General features: G+C 68.7%; 11 protein-coding genes. 2 read left to right on the top strand and 9 right to left on the bottom strand.

Annotated elements, in window-relative coordinates:
- Positions 1–79: 79 nt before the first annotated feature.
- On the bottom strand, positions 80–619 hold the full coding sequence (locus BA895_RS00180) for a LytR C-terminal domain-containing protein (protein WP_070189882.1): 540 nt from the start codon (positions 617–619) through the stop codon (positions 80–82).
- Between the two features lie 33 nt (positions 620–652).
- Positions 653–949, bottom strand: a complete 297-nt coding sequence (locus BA895_RS00175; protein ID WP_070189881.1) for a type II toxin-antitoxin system VapB family antitoxin — start codon at positions 947–949, stop codon at positions 653–655.
- Between the two features lie 50 nt (positions 950–999).
- Here BA895_RS00175 and BA895_RS00170 point away from each other — a divergent pair, with 50 nt between their 5' ends.
- Complete coding sequence (locus BA895_RS00170) at positions 1000–2580, top strand: helicase HerA-like domain-containing protein (protein WP_070189880.1); 1581 nt, start codon at positions 1000–1002, stop codon at positions 2578–2580.
- A 40-nt stretch (positions 2581–2620) separates the two neighbouring features.
- Here the strand turns inward: BA895_RS00170 and BA895_RS00165 are convergent, their stop codons facing one another.
- The 4 genes from BA895_RS00165 to BA895_RS00150 form a co-directional block, all read right to left on the bottom strand.
- Positions 2621–3061 (bottom strand): hypothetical protein, encoded by a 441-nt coding sequence (locus tag BA895_RS00165; RefSeq protein ID WP_070189879.1) that lies wholly within the window; start codon positions 3059–3061, stop codon positions 2621–2623.
- A gap of 290 nt (positions 3062–3351) precedes the next feature.
- A complete protein-coding gene (locus BA895_RS00160; RefSeq protein ID WP_083282819.1) occupies positions 3352–6369 on the bottom strand; it encodes a BTAD domain-containing putative transcriptional regulator in 3018 nt (1005 codons plus the stop codon).
- Between the two features lie 66 nt (positions 6370–6435).
- Positions 6436–7116 (bottom strand): hypothetical protein, encoded by a 681-nt coding sequence (locus BA895_RS00155; RefSeq protein WP_175442211.1) that lies wholly within the window; start codon positions 7114–7116, stop codon positions 6436–6438.
- Positions 7117–7155: 39 nt separating this feature from the next.
- Positions 7156–7998 carry a helix-turn-helix transcriptional regulator gene (locus tag BA895_RS00150; protein WP_175442210.1) on the bottom strand — a complete coding sequence of 281 codons (843 nt, stop codon included), beginning with the start codon at positions 7996–7998 and terminating at the stop codon, positions 7156–7158.
- Between BA895_RS00150 and BA895_RS00145 the strand changes: the two genes are divergently transcribed.
- Positions 7997–9925 (top strand): alpha/beta hydrolase-fold protein, encoded by a 1929-nt coding sequence (locus BA895_RS00145; RefSeq protein WP_139142448.1) that lies wholly within the window; start codon positions 7997–7999, stop codon positions 9923–9925. The two genes, BA895_RS00150 and BA895_RS00145, sit on opposite strands and share 2 nt — an antisense overlap.
- Positions 9926–10033: 108 nt before the next feature.
- Here BA895_RS00145 and BA895_RS00140 read toward each other — a convergent pair whose 3' ends face one another.
- The 3 genes from BA895_RS00140 to BA895_RS00130 are packed head-to-tail and all read right to left on the bottom strand — an operon-like array spanning position 10034 to position 14114.
- Positions 10034–11692 (bottom strand): class I adenylate-forming enzyme family protein, encoded by a 1659-nt coding sequence (locus BA895_RS00140; RefSeq protein WP_070189874.1) that lies wholly within the window; start codon positions 11690–11692, stop codon positions 10034–10036.
- Between the two features lie 47 nt (positions 11693–11739).
- Positions 11740–13029, bottom strand: coding sequence for a CoA transferase (locus BA895_RS00135; RefSeq protein WP_083282817.1), 1290 nt, complete (start codon positions 13027–13029; stop codon positions 11740–11742).
- The gene (locus tag BA895_RS00130) at positions 13026–14114 is read right to left on the bottom strand and encodes a zinc-binding dehydrogenase (protein ID WP_070189873.1); all 1089 of its coding nucleotides are present in this window, start codon (positions 14112–14114) and stop codon (positions 13026–13028) included. Before BA895_RS00130 ends, BA895_RS00135 begins: the two co-directional genes overlap by 4 nt.
- Between the last annotated feature and the right edge of the window lies 1 nt (position 14115).

Below are 14115 nucleotides of genomic sequence, written 5' to 3'. Positions count from 1 at the left end.
CTGCTCGGCCTGAGCTCTCGAGCCCACTCTCAGCCCGGGCTGAACGGCATCCCTGCTCACGACCGAGCTAGAAAAGAGCTCATGAACCCGTGACGGTCACGGTCGGGCACTGGGGCGCCGCCTGGGTGGCGACGGGGGCCGGAGGCTCGGCGCCGAACTTCTTCCAGCCCTTGCCGAGCACGAGGTCGACGGTGTCGTCCTTGCGTTTGTCCTTCACCAGCACCGAGCCCGGCACCCGGGCCTGCACGACCTTCGCCGAGTCGGCGCCGCTCGGCCCGAAGCGGATCTGGGCCGCCTGCTTGATGGACGCCTTCTTCGGGTCGTTGGCGACCTTCTTCACCTTGAAGCCGCGCTGGCCCGCCACCTTCGCCGTGGCTCCTGCCAGCCCGCTGCGGTTCGTCGCGTTGTAGACGTTGAGCGAGACGTCAGCGGGCTTGAGCGGCACGACAGGAGCGACCGTTGTGCACGGGACCGGCACCGGTGCGGTCTCGCTGAAGTAGGTCGAGGCGTAGTAGAACGCGGCGGCGAGGCCGAGCAGCACCACGATGACCACCACGGTCGAGCGACGCTGACGACGCACCCTGAACGCGCTCGGGGCGCGGTCCTGGGTCTGGGTCATCGGGGCTCCTTCACGAGGTCTCTCGGGGTGGGGTCAAGACAGCACGAGCACGCGGGCGTGCAGCACGGGCCGTTGCTGCAGGGCGGCGCGCAGCGCGCGGTGCAGGCCGTCCTCGAGGTAGAGCTGGCCCTCCCACTCGACGCAGTGCGGGAACAGGTCACCGTAGAAGGTCGAGTCGTCGGCGAGCAGGTCGCGCAGGTCGAGGGTGGTCTTCGTCGTGATGAGCTCACCCAGCTGCACCACCCGGGGAGCCACGTTCGACCAGTCCATGGTGCTCTCCAGACCATGGTCTGGATACGGACGGGTGTCGCCTACGGCCTTGAAAATCACTGCCACAGCATAGACAGCGATGTCGGCACGGTGGCCGATAGAGTCGAGGCGTGACCGAGACGCCAGCCGCGAACCCCGACGGTGCCCAGCTCGACGAGATCCGGGCGGGCTACGCGAGCGCCGAGCCAGTGCTCAAGCTCGGGGCCGTCGTCATCGACGACCAGGCGCACGCCGATGCCCCCGTGCAGATCCCGCTCAGCGTGCTCAACCGGCACGGGCTCGTCGCCGGCGCCACCGGTACCGGCAAGACCAAGACGTTGCAGCTGATGGCCGAACAGCTGTCAGAGCAGGGCGTTCCGGTCTTCCTTGCCGACATGAAGGGCGACCTGTCGGGGGTGGCCACCCCGGGCGAAGGCGGCGACAAGATCACCGCGCGAGCCACCGACGTCGGGATGCCGTGGACGGCGGCCGGCTACCCCACCGAGTTCTTCACCCTCGGCGGCATGGGCAGCGGTATCGCGATCCGCTCGACGATCACCAGCTTCGGCCCGACGCTGCTCTCGAAGGTGCTGGGGCTGAACTCGACTCAGGAGAGCAGCCTCGGGCTGGTCTTCCACTACGCCGACAAGAACGGCCTGGCGCTGCTCGACCTGAAAGACCTGCGCGCCGTGATCAGCCACCTCACCTCTGACGAGGGCAAGGCCGACCTCAAAGACCTCGGCGGACTCTCGGGGGCCACCGCCGGCGTCATCCTGCGCAACCTGATCACCTTCGAGGACCAAGGCGCCGCAGCGTTCTTCGGCGAGCCCGAGTTCGACACCGCCGACCTGCTGCGCACCGCTCCTGACGGTCGCGGCATCATCTCGTGCCTCGAGCTGCCGGGCGTACAAGACCGGCCGCAGCTGTTCTCCACCTTCTTGATGTGGCTGCTCGCCGACCTCTTCCACGACCTGCCCGAGGAGGGCGACGTCGACAAACCGAAGCTGGTGTTCTTCTTCGACGAGGCGCACCTGCTGTTCAACGGCGCCAGCAAGCCCTTCCTCGACGCGATCGAGCAGACCGTGCGCCTGATCCGCTCCAAGGGCGTCGGCGTCTTCTTCGTCACCCAGTCGCCCAAGGACGTTCCGTCGGGCGTGCTCGCCCAGCTGGGCAACCGGGTTCAGCACGCCCTACGCGCCTTCACCCCCGACGACGCCAAGGCGCTCAAGGCCGCCATCGCCACCTACCCACACACGGCCTACGACATGCAGAAGCTGCTGACCAGCCTCGGCACCGGCGAGGCGGTCGTCACGGTTCTGTCGGCCAAGGGCGTGCCGACCCCCGTGGCCTGGACCCGGATGAAGGCGCCCAACTCGCTCATGGACCCCTCGTCGCAGGCGACCATCGACGGCATCGTCGACGCCTCGCAGATCAAGACCAAGTACGCCGACGTCGTCGACCGCGAGTCGGCCTACGAGCTGCTCGCCCAGCGGCTCGAAGCCCAGACCCCACCGGCGGATGCCGCTCCGCCCGCGCCGCCGGCTGCCCCCGCCTCCGCCCCGGCGGCGAAGACTCCCCGAGCACCGAAGGAAGAGCCCAACCTGATCGAGCAGGTGGCCGGCAGCTCGGCGTTCAAGTCGATGCTGCGATCGGCCGGCACCGTGCTCGGGCGCGAGATCACCCGCAGCCTCTTCGGCACCCGTAAGCGGTAACACACGCCTGAGCTCGACCTCCGCGCGCTCTGCCGTCGGCTCACATGCCGGCGTGCACCTTGAGCACCATCCCTTTGAGGTGGTCAAGCCCGACCTTCGCCAAGGCCATCGAGTCATCGGATGCATCGGAGTCGTCAGACACCTGCACGTAGTCGTCACCGAAGACGACGCCGAGCTCGCTCTGGTTACCGACCGCCGAGTCACCGATTCCCTTCACCGGACCGCCGGTGCCCTCGATCTCGGAGAACACCTGGAGCGCCGCTGAGGCGTGACCCTTGCGCGCCATCACGCCGAAGGCGTGGTTCTGCGCGTCGACGTACTCGCACGACCGCTGGCTGGAATCGCCAACAGCGACGATGGGTTTCGCGATGACCACGTCATAGCCCGTAGCGGCCTTGATGTCGGCCAGCGAGAAGACGTTGCACGGGAACGATCCCGGGGCGACAGAGGGGGGCGTCGTCGAGGTTGTTGGCTTCGCCATCGGTCTATCGGGAGACGACGGGGCAACGGCCGCTACGGACCCAGCGGCCTGTGCAGCAGGACCCCCACCGGATGGGCTGCTCGAGCAGCCGGCCGATGCGGCCAAAGCGGCCGTCGCAAGAACAAGGACGAAACTGCGCTGTGGGGTCATTACGCCACGTTGGCAAGCAGGAGTAACGCCCGCGTAACGTGGTCGGCGATGGGCCGGCGGCCTACGCTGGAGGCGCCGCGTCATCTTCGTTCTTTCGCCGCGGCCGATCGCACGAGGAAGGCGCGAACCCGGGTCGACGGCTAGGTCATCCCGCCCTGGGAGAAGCAGGCCCGCAGCAGAGCGGTTGCTTTCTGGGCGGCCTCCTGGGGCGAAGGCACGATGCTGGAGGCGGCCGGCGCCACGTTCCTGGCGAGCCGCTCAATGGGCGGCCGCAACGTCGGAGGTATCGGTCGGTCACCGCCACGACGGATCGAACGGCTGGCCGCGAGCAGGCTGGACAGCTCGACGTCCGAGGCCCCACCGGCTGCCTCGAGCACGAGGGCAGCCGTTTCCAGGGCACCGGCCAACGGATGCAGGTGGGGCAGCTGCGCGGCCGCCGCGAGGGCCGACATGGAGGCAGTACCGGCTGCGGGCAGGTCGCCGCGAAGCAGAAGCGTTCGAGCCAGCAGGATTCGCACCAGTGGCAGTTCTCGTTCGACGCCGAGCCGGGTTCCCAAGGTGTCGCCTCGGGTCGCCGAGTCCAGGGCCCGCTCGAGATCCCCGCGGGAGAGGGCGACACCAGCGCCGGCCGCAAGGCAGACCACGGTGGCGATGCGCTGCTGCCCGTCGAGCAGATCGCCAGCCCGGTCGAGGAACTCCTGGGCATCGGTCAGCGCACCCACCTGCCAGCAGATCATCCCGGCAGTGGCCAGCGCGGCCGCGAGCCGGTCAGGAGCGACGTGGCTGGACGGGTCTGCCGCCAGGTCGATTGCCGCCCGGGCGTGGACCGCCGCCTCGGGGTCTGAGCGCTCAGAAAGGATCGCACCGAGCCCCATTGCCACCGCCGTCTGCAGAGCCGGGTCGAGATGCTTCGCCGCGTCGATGGCCTCGCGCACATGGAGCACGCCCTCAGCACCGCGGTCGACGTCATCGAGCAGACCGCCGAGGTACATCAGGCCCCGAGAGCGGAACGGGTCAGCGTTCCCTTGAAGCTGTTTGACCGACATCTCGAACTGGGCGATCGCCAGCTCAGTCTCACCGAGCCAGTAACACAGATAGCCCAGGGCCCACCGCGCGTACGGCCCCCATCGTGAAGCCTGTCCAGGCTGAAGGGTGTCGACGAGCCGGGCGAGCCAGTACCGGCCCTCGGTGACCCCGGCCACAGCCCAGAACCGGTGCAGCCGAAACGCCAGCTCGAGGCACACTTCCACGTCCGTCTCACCGGCAACCCCAACCGCCAGGACCTTACGCAGGGTCGGCATAACCTCGCTGACCTGCTGCTGGTACGTGTCCGGCGCAGCCCCCGGGTCATCTGGTAGCCAGCTGAGCACGGCCGACAAGACGTGCAGGGAGCCCGGCGCTCGCTCGCCGCGCTCGTCCATGAGGTGCTCGGCGAACCGGCACAGGTCGTCGTCGACGGTGTAGCGCCACCGGATCGGGCCCCGGTCGATGCCGAGCAGTCCTCGGTTGGCCAGCTCGCCCAGGATCCGCGCCACCCGAACAGGGGGCACCCCGGCGCGCGCGGTCACGTCCCTGGCGAAGGCGAGCGTGACCGGTCCGGTCATCAGCCCGAGGTGGCGAAAGACGAGAGCCTCGTCCTGGCTGAGCAGCTCGTATGCGGCGCGTGCCATGATCCAGAGCTGGTCACCGGGCCCGCCCCTCGCCCGGTCCAGCTGGTCCAGCAGGTCAGGGACCGACATCGTGGCCAGACTCGCCGCAGCGAGCTCCAGCGCCAGCGGGATCCCGCGGCACCGCTGCGCCACCTCAACGACGTAGGCGGTGTGCCCCGTGGTCCACAGTTGCGGTTGTCCGGCGTTGCCCACTCGGTCACGCAACAGCTGTAGCTGTGGACTGTGGTCGATGTCGGGTTCGTCCCCTCCTGGCACCGGTGGGAGGGGAGCCAGCTCCAGCAGACGTTCCCCCTCGATCGCGAGGGGGTAGCGCGCGGTCGCGAGGACGGTGAGCAGCGGGCATCGCGGCAGGAGCGCGTCAACGAGCGAGGCGACCCCGTCTCGCACTCCCTCGCACCCGTCGAGGATGAGCCAGGCCCGGCCCAGCGGCGACAAGGCGGTAGCCACGACATCGGTCGGGTCGGCCAGGTCAGAGCGGATCCCCAGCTCGGTGGCGACCACGGCCATCACCAGCTCATCCTCGACCAGGCCACCGAGCACGATCCAGCGGTACGCGTGATCGCCACCTCGGGCGTTGGCGCGTGCCGCCTCGGCGGCCAGCCGCGACTTGCCGATCCCACCCGTCCCTACGACCGTCACCAGTCCCGGTCGAGTCAGCATTCGTTGCAGTCGGGCCAGCTCGTCTGGGCGTCCGACGAAGGAAGTACCCCATCTCGGCACCCGAGCCGCATCGTGCGCCGGCTCAGCGCCCAGCGCGGTCAGGTAGGAATCCACTGTCTCCTGGCTTGGATCGACTCCGAGCCGGGTGGCCAGGGTCGCCCGACATTGCTCGAACGCGGTGACGGATCCCGCCCGGTCACCGGCAGCGGCCAAGGCCTCGACGAGGGCGCGGTGGGCACGCTCGTTGACCGGGTCGGCTGCGACAGCGTCGCGGGCCGCGACGATGGCGCGGTTCGCGTCACCCGTTGTTGTGGCCGACGCCGACAGCACCAACAGGAGCTCGACGTACGCCTGATGAAGGGCCGAGCGGTGCGGTGCGAGCCACGTGGCATCGTCATCCGGCAGCAGGTCTGGTGGCCGGTCAGGCGCCTCACCGCCGAGCTGGAGGGCCGTCGCCGTGTCACCCCGCGCTCGGGCGGCGGCCGCCCGGCGAGCGTGGTCGACAATCTGACGTGCGTCGACGGTGGCCGCCGGGTCGAGCTGGTATCCGGTTGCGGTGGTGCGGATTGCGCCGCCGACTGGTCCCGTGGGGTGCTGGTCGAAGGCCGTCCGGAGGGACAGCACAAGACCACGCAGGGCCGCTCGCCAGGTAGGAGGCAGGCGGTCCCCCCACACGGCGTGGGCGAGCTGTTCAGAGGTGACGGGCCCGCCGTCCAGGGCCAGCCGTGCGATCGCCAGTCGGGCGCGCTGGCCGGTGACCGGCGTGCCTGGCACGTCGGGTCGGGGCGCCACCTCCACGCTGCCCAGCAGACGCACGCAAGCGGACACACGGGGATGCTAGTCCTGACCGCTGAGAGCCGGCCGGTCATGGTCGCCCCGCCGTGCCCGGGTTCGTCAGAGTGCGCGGAGGACCGGGGTTGCCAGCTGGGAGGCCTGCGACGTGTCGGTGAGCCCGTTGACCTGAACGACGTAGGTCCCCTTCTTGGCGTACAGCGTTGAGTCGTTGTCGTAGAAAGCCTTTTCGCCGAGGCCGGCAACCGGGGTCAGGGTTCTCTTGGTGTCGTTGGTCAGCGCATCCCACAGGCCGTCCGCGCTGTTGGGGAAGACGGTCACCTCGAGGGCGTCGTCGTCGAGGTCGGTGTTGTAGGCGCACCCGTAGCTGCCCAGAGCGACCTGTCCCACTGTTTGCTCAACTCCCTTCGTCAGCTTCTTGCCGGTGATGTGTGCGACCGCTGCCACCGGGTCCAGGGTGCACACATCGATCTGCTTATTGGTGGGTGTACCGGGTGTCCCGACGTTCGCGGCGGCGGGACCAGACGCTGACGTCGACGCGGACGACGACTCGTCGCCCTGGGCGGCAGCGCCCGTCGCGGACGTCGCACCGGACGGTGAACAGGCGCCGAGCGCGACGACGATGGCGGCGGCGGCGGCGGCGACTGTGGCCCGTGCGGCAGCGCGGCTGGTTGAGGCGGTGAAGGTGCAGAAGCTCATGGCTACCCCAAGATGTCGAACCTGGCTGGATGCCTCGATGCAACCGTGCTCCGGTAACGCCGACGTAATGTCGCGTCGGGCCACCCGGAGAGTGCGAGCTTCAGCATCGGTTTCGGTGAACGGTCACTCCTCGTCGTCGAAGTTCACATCGTCGAGGTCGCCGTCGGCATCCGCGAAGTAGCTGATGACGCGGATGTCTGGAGTGTCTGACACGAGCAGCACGAGCTGGTTGAGCTTGATGACCTCACCGGACGCCAGCCGGATTCGTTTGGTGCGACCGCGCTTCGGGTCGTTGTCGTGACGCTCCCACCAGTCGACCGCGGCCGGGTTGCTCTTGAAGATCTCGTCGAGGATGCGCTTGAACGACGGGTCGTCAGGGTGCCGGGCGTAGGCCTCCCGGAAGAGCGCAAGCTGGTCGGCGGCCTCCTGCTCCCAGTCGACGAAGAGGCTCCGGGCCGCCGGGTCGCAGCAGTAGAACCAGAGCAGGTTGCGTTCACGCTTGGTGCGCTTGCCCTCCCAGTCGCTGAACAGCTGACGCGCCGTGTGGTTCGAGCCGAGCACATCCCACCGGGCACCCACGACGTAGGCCGGGTTCGGGTCGATCGAGTCGAGCAGCTCCTCGAGCTCGTCGGTCAGCTCTTCGGGCTCGGCCTGGCGGCGCGGTTTCGCGCCGGTGGCCAGATCGTGCAGGTGCGCACGCTCGTCGGCGGTCAGGCCCAGGCCGCGAGCAAGCCCGTCGATCACCGAACCGCTCGGGTGCAGATCGTGGCCGCGCTCGATGAGGTCGTAGTAGGCCACCGAGATATTCGCCAGGTCAGCGACCTCGGCCCGGCTCAGGCCCAACCGGTTACGGCCCGTCGACCGCTGGATGCCGACCGCTTCGGGCGCGATCTCTTGGCGTCGGGCCCTCAGGTAGTCACCGAGCAGAGACGGCGTGCGCACGTTGAGTGACACTTCGGTGTTCATGACGCCCATCCTGCCAGCGGCCGGCCTGCGCACCTTTCAGGATCTCTTGACAGGCCTTTGCGGCCGGAGGACGTTTGGTCCTCTTGGTCAGTCGTGCAGGCTTGATCTGTGTGATCGTACGTTCGGAGGGCTCATGCTCAGCGTAAACGTGAAGAGGGGCGTTGCTTTGAGCGCCACCGGTCTGCTGACGGTCGTCGTAACTGGTGCGGTCCCCGTCTCTGCGACGGCTCCAACCCCGGCGCGCAGTAGCCCTCACGTGCAGTTCTCCCTGTCGTTTCCGCGCCCAGCCCTCAACCAGGCCACCGACGGTCGTGCGTACGTCATCGTGAGTTCCGACAGTTCCTCGCAACCACGCGGCCAGACCGACATCGTGGGTGGCGCGCCCTTCTGGGGCATGGATGTACACGGCCTGAAACCGGGATCACGTGTGCTCGTTTCGGACAACGCACCCGGCGTCGATGGCTTTCCGCTGCGTGCCCTCGACCAGCTGAGGCCTGGTCGCTACTACGTTCAAGCGTTCCTGAACCGCTACGAGACGTTCCATCGTTCGGACGGCTCGACGGTCTCTCTTCACATGCCGTGCGGCGACGGCCACGACATCTTCAACTCGCCGGGCAACCTGTACTCCACACCCCAGTGGGTGACGATCAGCGCCCGGCCCGGTCAGGTAACCACCTTGTCCTTGGACCAACAGGTTCCCCTGCCTTCCCCGGCGCCGAAGGGAGGCACCTGCCAGCAGGGAAACCCGCCGGACACCGCCCATGTCAAGCACATCAAGATTCTCAGCCCGAGCCTGACCGCGTTCTGGGGGCGGCCGATGTACGTGGCCGCGAACATTCTGCTCCCGGCCGGGTACACGTCCGCCACGTCGGCCCGCTACCCCGTGGAGTACCACTTCGATCACTTCACCACCGATGCGCCCCACGGGTTCACCGAGGACGGCTCGAACAGCTTCTCGTCCTCCTGGCTCTCCGGGCAGGGCCCACAGTTCATCTCCGTGGAGATCCGCGAGGAGAACCCCTTCTACGACTCGTCCTACGTGACGAACTCTCCCAACCTCGGGCCCTACGGCACGGCGACCGCGCATGAGCTCGTGCCCGCCATCGACCACGCGTTCCGCACGGTGGCAGAGCCGTGGGCGCGCATCACGTCCGGGGGGTCCACCGGCGGCTGGGAAGCACTGGCGAGCCTCGTGTACTACCCCGACGTCTTCGGCGAGACCTTCGCCGGGTACCCCGACCCCGTCGACCTCCACCGCGAGCAGTTGGTCAATACCTACGACGATGCGAACGCCTACTACAAGAAGGCCGGGTTGCAGAAGGTCCTGCAGCCGGACGCCCGCTCACCCGAGGGCGACATCGCCTACCAGGACATTGACGAGAACCACTACGAGCTTGCCGTAGGCACCCACCACCGCTCGGCCGGCGCCTGGGACACCTGGGATGCGGTCTACGGGCCACAAGGCGTTGACGGCTACCCAGCAGACCCGTGGAACAAGCAGACCGGGGCCATCGACCATGCGGTGACCGCACGCTGGAAGCCGAAAGACCTCACTGACTACGTTCGAAGTCACTGGTCGACGCTCGGCCGACAGCTGGACGGAAAGATCTATGTCTACGTCGGCGACACCGACACCTACTACCTCAACGATGCCGTCCAGCTCTTCCAAGTCATGCTGGCTGAGCAGACCGCCCCGGCAGCCCATGCAACGTTCATCTACGGTCGCGCCCAACCCCACGGATGGTCGCCGTACACCGCGGAACAATGGTTCGCCGTGTATGCCGAGTACCTGCGCCAACACGGACACCCCCTGAGCTCGTCATCCCACACGCTGGCAAAGCAGCAGTGGAACGCGCCGGCTGGCGATCCGGCCGATCTGGCAGGTGTCACCATGAAGCCTCTCGACCACGGCATCCCTTCTCGCTGATACGAGTTGGCGCCACTCACCGTTGTCACGCCTCACTCAAAGCACCTCACCGGCCGACGGCACACCCGTTCTCGGTGCGCGCGGCAGGCTGTCGAGCACCGCCCACCGTTAGCCCACCGCACGCTTGCGCAGCTCGCGGCGAAGGATCTTGCCGTTGGGGTTCTTGGGGATCTCGTCGACGACCGTGACCTCGGCCGGGCATTTGTAGGCCGCCAGCCGTTCGCGGCAGAAGTCGACGAGAACCGCTGAGCTCACGGTCGCCCCGGCGCGCAGGCTGACAAACGCGGCCACGGTCTCGCCGCGGTAGGCGTCGGGAACGCCCACGACGCCGACCTCGCGCACCTCCGGGTGCGCGTAGAGCACGTCCTCGACCTCACGCGGCCAGATCTTGAACCCGGAGGCGATGATGAGGTCCTTCTTGCGGTCGACGATGTAGAACCAGCCCTGCTCGTCCATGAAGCCGACGTCTCCCGTGAGCAGGCGCCCGCCCGGGATCGCGGCCGCGGTCTCGTCGGGCTTGTTCCAGTAGCCGGGAACGACGCTCGCACTCTCCATGGCGATCTCACCGGTCTCGCCCACCGGCACGTCGAGCCCGTCCTCGTCGACGACGCGCACCCGAAACCCGCTCACCGGCGGCCCGACCGACAACGCGCCGCTCGTCGGGTCGACAGGAGCCCGCCGGCTTGCGGGAACGGCGTGCGACTCCGACGTCACCTCGGTCAGGCCGTAGAGGTTGTGCACGTAGGCCCCGAACGTCGCCTCGAGCCGCTCGACCGTCGACGGCGACACGGCCTGACCACCGCTCCACAGCTTGGACAGCGACGACAGGTCGTGGTCTGCGACGCGCGGCTCGTTGAGCATCGCGATGTACGCCGTGATCGAACCCATCACCCAGGTGGCCTGGTACCGCTCGATGAGCCGCGCCATGCCGACCGGGTGGAACCGATAGCCGAGCACCAGCGGCATCGGCAGCAGGAACGCCACGCCGATGTGCGCGATGAGGCCCGTGACGTGGAAGAGCGGGGCGATCGCGAGGCAGACGTCGTCTGGCGTGAGTCCGCACCAGGTGCGGTAGTTCTCGGAGTTGAACACGACGCCGCGGTGCGTGTTCATCGCACCCTTCGGGGGCCCGGTGGTGCCCGAGGTGTAGACGAGGAAGGCGATGTCGTCGCCGGTGAGCTCGATCGGTGAGGGTCGTTCACCGTCGTGGGCGCCGATGAGATCCATGACATCCCGGATGCCGGTGAGCTCCACGCGTTCCGCGGCCGGGAAGAGGTCGGCGGGCCACTCCTGCACGAAGTCGAGCTCGCTCGCGCTGATCAGCGGCACCGAGTGCTGGTCAGCGACGGTTCCGAGCTCGGCGAACAGGCCTGCCTGCAGGATCATGACGCGGGGCTGCGCGTCGGCCATCAGCTTGTCGAGCTCGGCCGGGCGGAACATCGGGTTGAGGGGCACGAGAACAGCGCCGAGGCGCCAGGTCGCGATCGTGGCGAGCACGAAGGCGGGGATGTTCTGCACCTGGATCATGACCCGGTCACCCCGGGTGACGCCGTAGTCGTCGGAGAGTCCCCGGGCAAGACTGGCCGACAGCCGGTCGACCTCGGCCACGGTGAGGGTGGCGTCGATGTAGTGGATGAGCGGTGCCGTAGGTCGCGCCCGCAGCGCAACGTCGAACATCTCAAGCCCGTGCTCGACCGGCAGCACCGGGTCTGCGGGCACGCCGTCGTCATAGAGGGCAAGCCAGGGGCGTTCGTCGTAGGTCGTCATCGGTGACTCCTGGTGCCTGGGCGCGGTGAGCGCGGGAGCGGGTTGGGTCAGGCTGGTCGGCTCGGTTCCGGGAGGGATGCCGGTTGGGCCGGTCGGTCGCCCAGAACCTCGGTGAGCACCTCGTGGGTGTGTTGCCCCACGGCGGGCGCGGGGGTCGGGACGGCGTCGCGTCCGGCCATCGTCAGCGGCATCCCGGCGCGAAGGGTGGGGCCGACTCCCGGCTGGTCGACCTCGTGGAACATCGGGTCGTCGCGCAGAGTCTTCGCGTCGTGGGCCACGACGTCGCGGAAGGACCGATACGGGGCCCACAACACCTTGGTGCGGGCGAGCCCGCTGCTCACCTCGTCCCACGATCGGTCGGCGAACCACGGGTCGAGCAGGGCGAAGATTCGGCGCCGGTGGGCGAAACGGTCACTCTCCGAGGCGAAGTCGCCGCCCACCTCACGCTCGATCTCGGCCATCCGGGCGTGCAGACCCGTGAGGTCGAGCAGGTCGTTCCAGTGCCGTGGGGTGAGCACGAGCAGGTACAGGCGGGCCCCGTCGGCGGTGGTCAGGTCGCGACCGAGCGAGCCGTAGACCTCGTTGCCGATCGGCGCGCGCTCGACACCGTTGAGGTGAGCCTCGGCGTAGTAGCCGAGCGTGCTGAGGGTGCTCAGGGCGACGTCGTCGAGAGCGACCCGGATCGACTGCCCTTCGCCGGTGACGACGCGATGCCGCTCGGCGGCCACGAGCCCGGTCGCCAGGTAGAGACCGGCGGCCACGTCCCACGCAGGCAGCACCTGGTTGACCGGTTCGCCCGGACGGCCGTCAGGGTCGGGGTGACCGGTGATCAGCGGCATCCCCGACCCGACCTGGGCGAGGTAGTCGACGCTGGTGCCCCCGTTCCTGCGGCCGAGCAGCTGCACGTGGATGACATCGGGTCGCCGCGTCGCCAGCGCCTCGTATGAGAGAGCCGGGTAGCGGGTCGAGTTCGTGACGAGCACTCCCCCGGCCGGGCCTCCGGCGCACACGAGGTCGGCCACGAGCTCGGCTCCACCGGGGCTGTCCAGGTTCACCTCGATGGCCCGTTTACCGAGGTTGAGACCGTCCCAGTAGAGGCTCTGACCGCTCTCGGCCAGCGGCCAGCGGGAGCGGTCGTTGGTGCCTCCAGGCGGTTCCACCCGGATGACGTCTGCGCCGAGCTGGGCCAGCGTCAGCCCGCACAGCGGCGCCGCCACATAGCTGCTGAGCTCGATGACTCGCAGGCCCTCGAGAGGACGGGAGGGAGTGCCGACCGGAGGGCTCGAAGTGCTGGGAGGCCCGGGGCCGGCATCCGAGCGACCGTTGACGCTCGTCACGGCTGGTCGAGCACGACGAGAGACCGCCCGCCCTCGCCGCGCTTCATCCGTTCGAACGCCTCAGCGACTCCTTCGAGACCGATGCGGTGCGTGACGAGTCCGGCGAGGTCGAGCTGGCCCGACCGCACGTACTCGCCGAGCCGGGGCATGTCCCGCTCGGGGTCGCTGTTGCCGTAGACCGAGCTGGTCAGCGTGCGAGAGAAGTGGAAGAGCTCGAGCGGGTTGAAGACGACCTCCTGGTTCTTGGGCCCGACCCCGACCACGACGCACCGCCCGCCGCGGCGCACCGAGCCCCAGGCCTGTCGAATCGTGGCCGCGGCGCCGACGCACTCGAGCGCGACATCGACCCCGCGACCGTCGGTCAGGGCGCGAATCTGCTTGGAGATCTTGGGGTCGGCGAGCAGGAAGTGCGTGGCACCGGCGGCGCGGGACAGCGCCTCCTTGTCGGCGGAGGTGTCGACGGCGATGATCGTGGTGGCCCCGGCGAGGCGAGCGCCGACGACGGCCGCGAGACCGATACCGCCCTGGCCCACGACCATCACCGACTCGCCCGGCTGGATCGCGGCGGCGTTGTTCGCGGCGCCGATGCCGGTGAGGATCGCGCAGCCGAGCAGCGCTGCCTCGGCGAGCGGCACCCCGTCGGGCAGCGGCACGATGCCCGACGCGTCCATGACGACCTCCTCGGCCATCGACCCGGCTCCGAGCAGAGCCCCCACCTCGGTGCCGTCGGCCAGCGTGCCACCGGGCAGCGAGGTGATGCCTTCGATCGTCGAGCAGAGCCAGGGCTGACCGTTGTTGCAGAACCAGCAGGTTCGGCACGGGGCAGCCCAGTTGAGCACGACCGCCTGCCCGACCGTGAGGCCCGTGACGTCGGGACCGAGCTCGGCGATGATGCCCGAAGCCTCGTGGCCGATTACGAGGGGGTACTGCGGCGAGAGGGTGCCGTCGATCATCGAGAGGTCGGAGTGGCACACCCCGGCCCCGACGATGCGCACGCGAACGTCGTTGGCCCCCACCGCGCGCAGGGTGACGTCGAGCAGCTCAGGCGTCTCGTTGACGCCGCGGACGACCAGGGCCTTGACCATC

It is taken from the genome of Humibacillus sp. DSM 29435 (assembly GCF_001758225.1).
In the GTDB taxonomy this organism is placed as follows: domain Bacteria; phylum Actinomycetota; class Actinomycetes; order Actinomycetales; family Dermatophilaceae; genus DSM-29435.
The sequence above is the reverse complement of the archived record's forward strand: the minus strand, read 5'-3'. Positions and strand labels throughout refer to the sequence as shown.

Coding starts and splice junctions, on each gene's coding strand:
- BA895_RS00130 (WP_070189873.1), bottom strand. CDS start 14,114: ATGGTCAAGGCCCTGGTCGTCCGCGGCGTCAACGAGACGCCTGAGCTG.
- BA895_RS00150 (WP_175442210.1), bottom strand. CDS start 7,998: ATGAACACCGAAGTGTCACTCAACGTGCGCACGCCGTCTCTGCTCGGT.
- BA895_RS00165 (WP_070189879.1), bottom strand. CDS start 3,061: ATGGCGAAGCCAACAACCTCGACGACGCCCCCCTCTGTCGCCCCGGGA.
- BA895_RS00180 (WP_070189882.1), bottom strand. CDS start 619: ATGACCCAGACCCAGGACCGCGCCCCGAGCGCGTTCAGGGTGCGTCGT.
- BA895_RS00140 (WP_070189874.1), bottom strand. CDS start 11,692: ATGACGACCTACGACGAACGCCCCTGGCTTGCCCTCTATGACGACGGC.
- BA895_RS00145 (WP_139142448.1), top strand. CDS start 7,997: ATGACGCCCATCCTGCCAGCGGCCGGCCTGCGCACCTTTCAGGATCTC.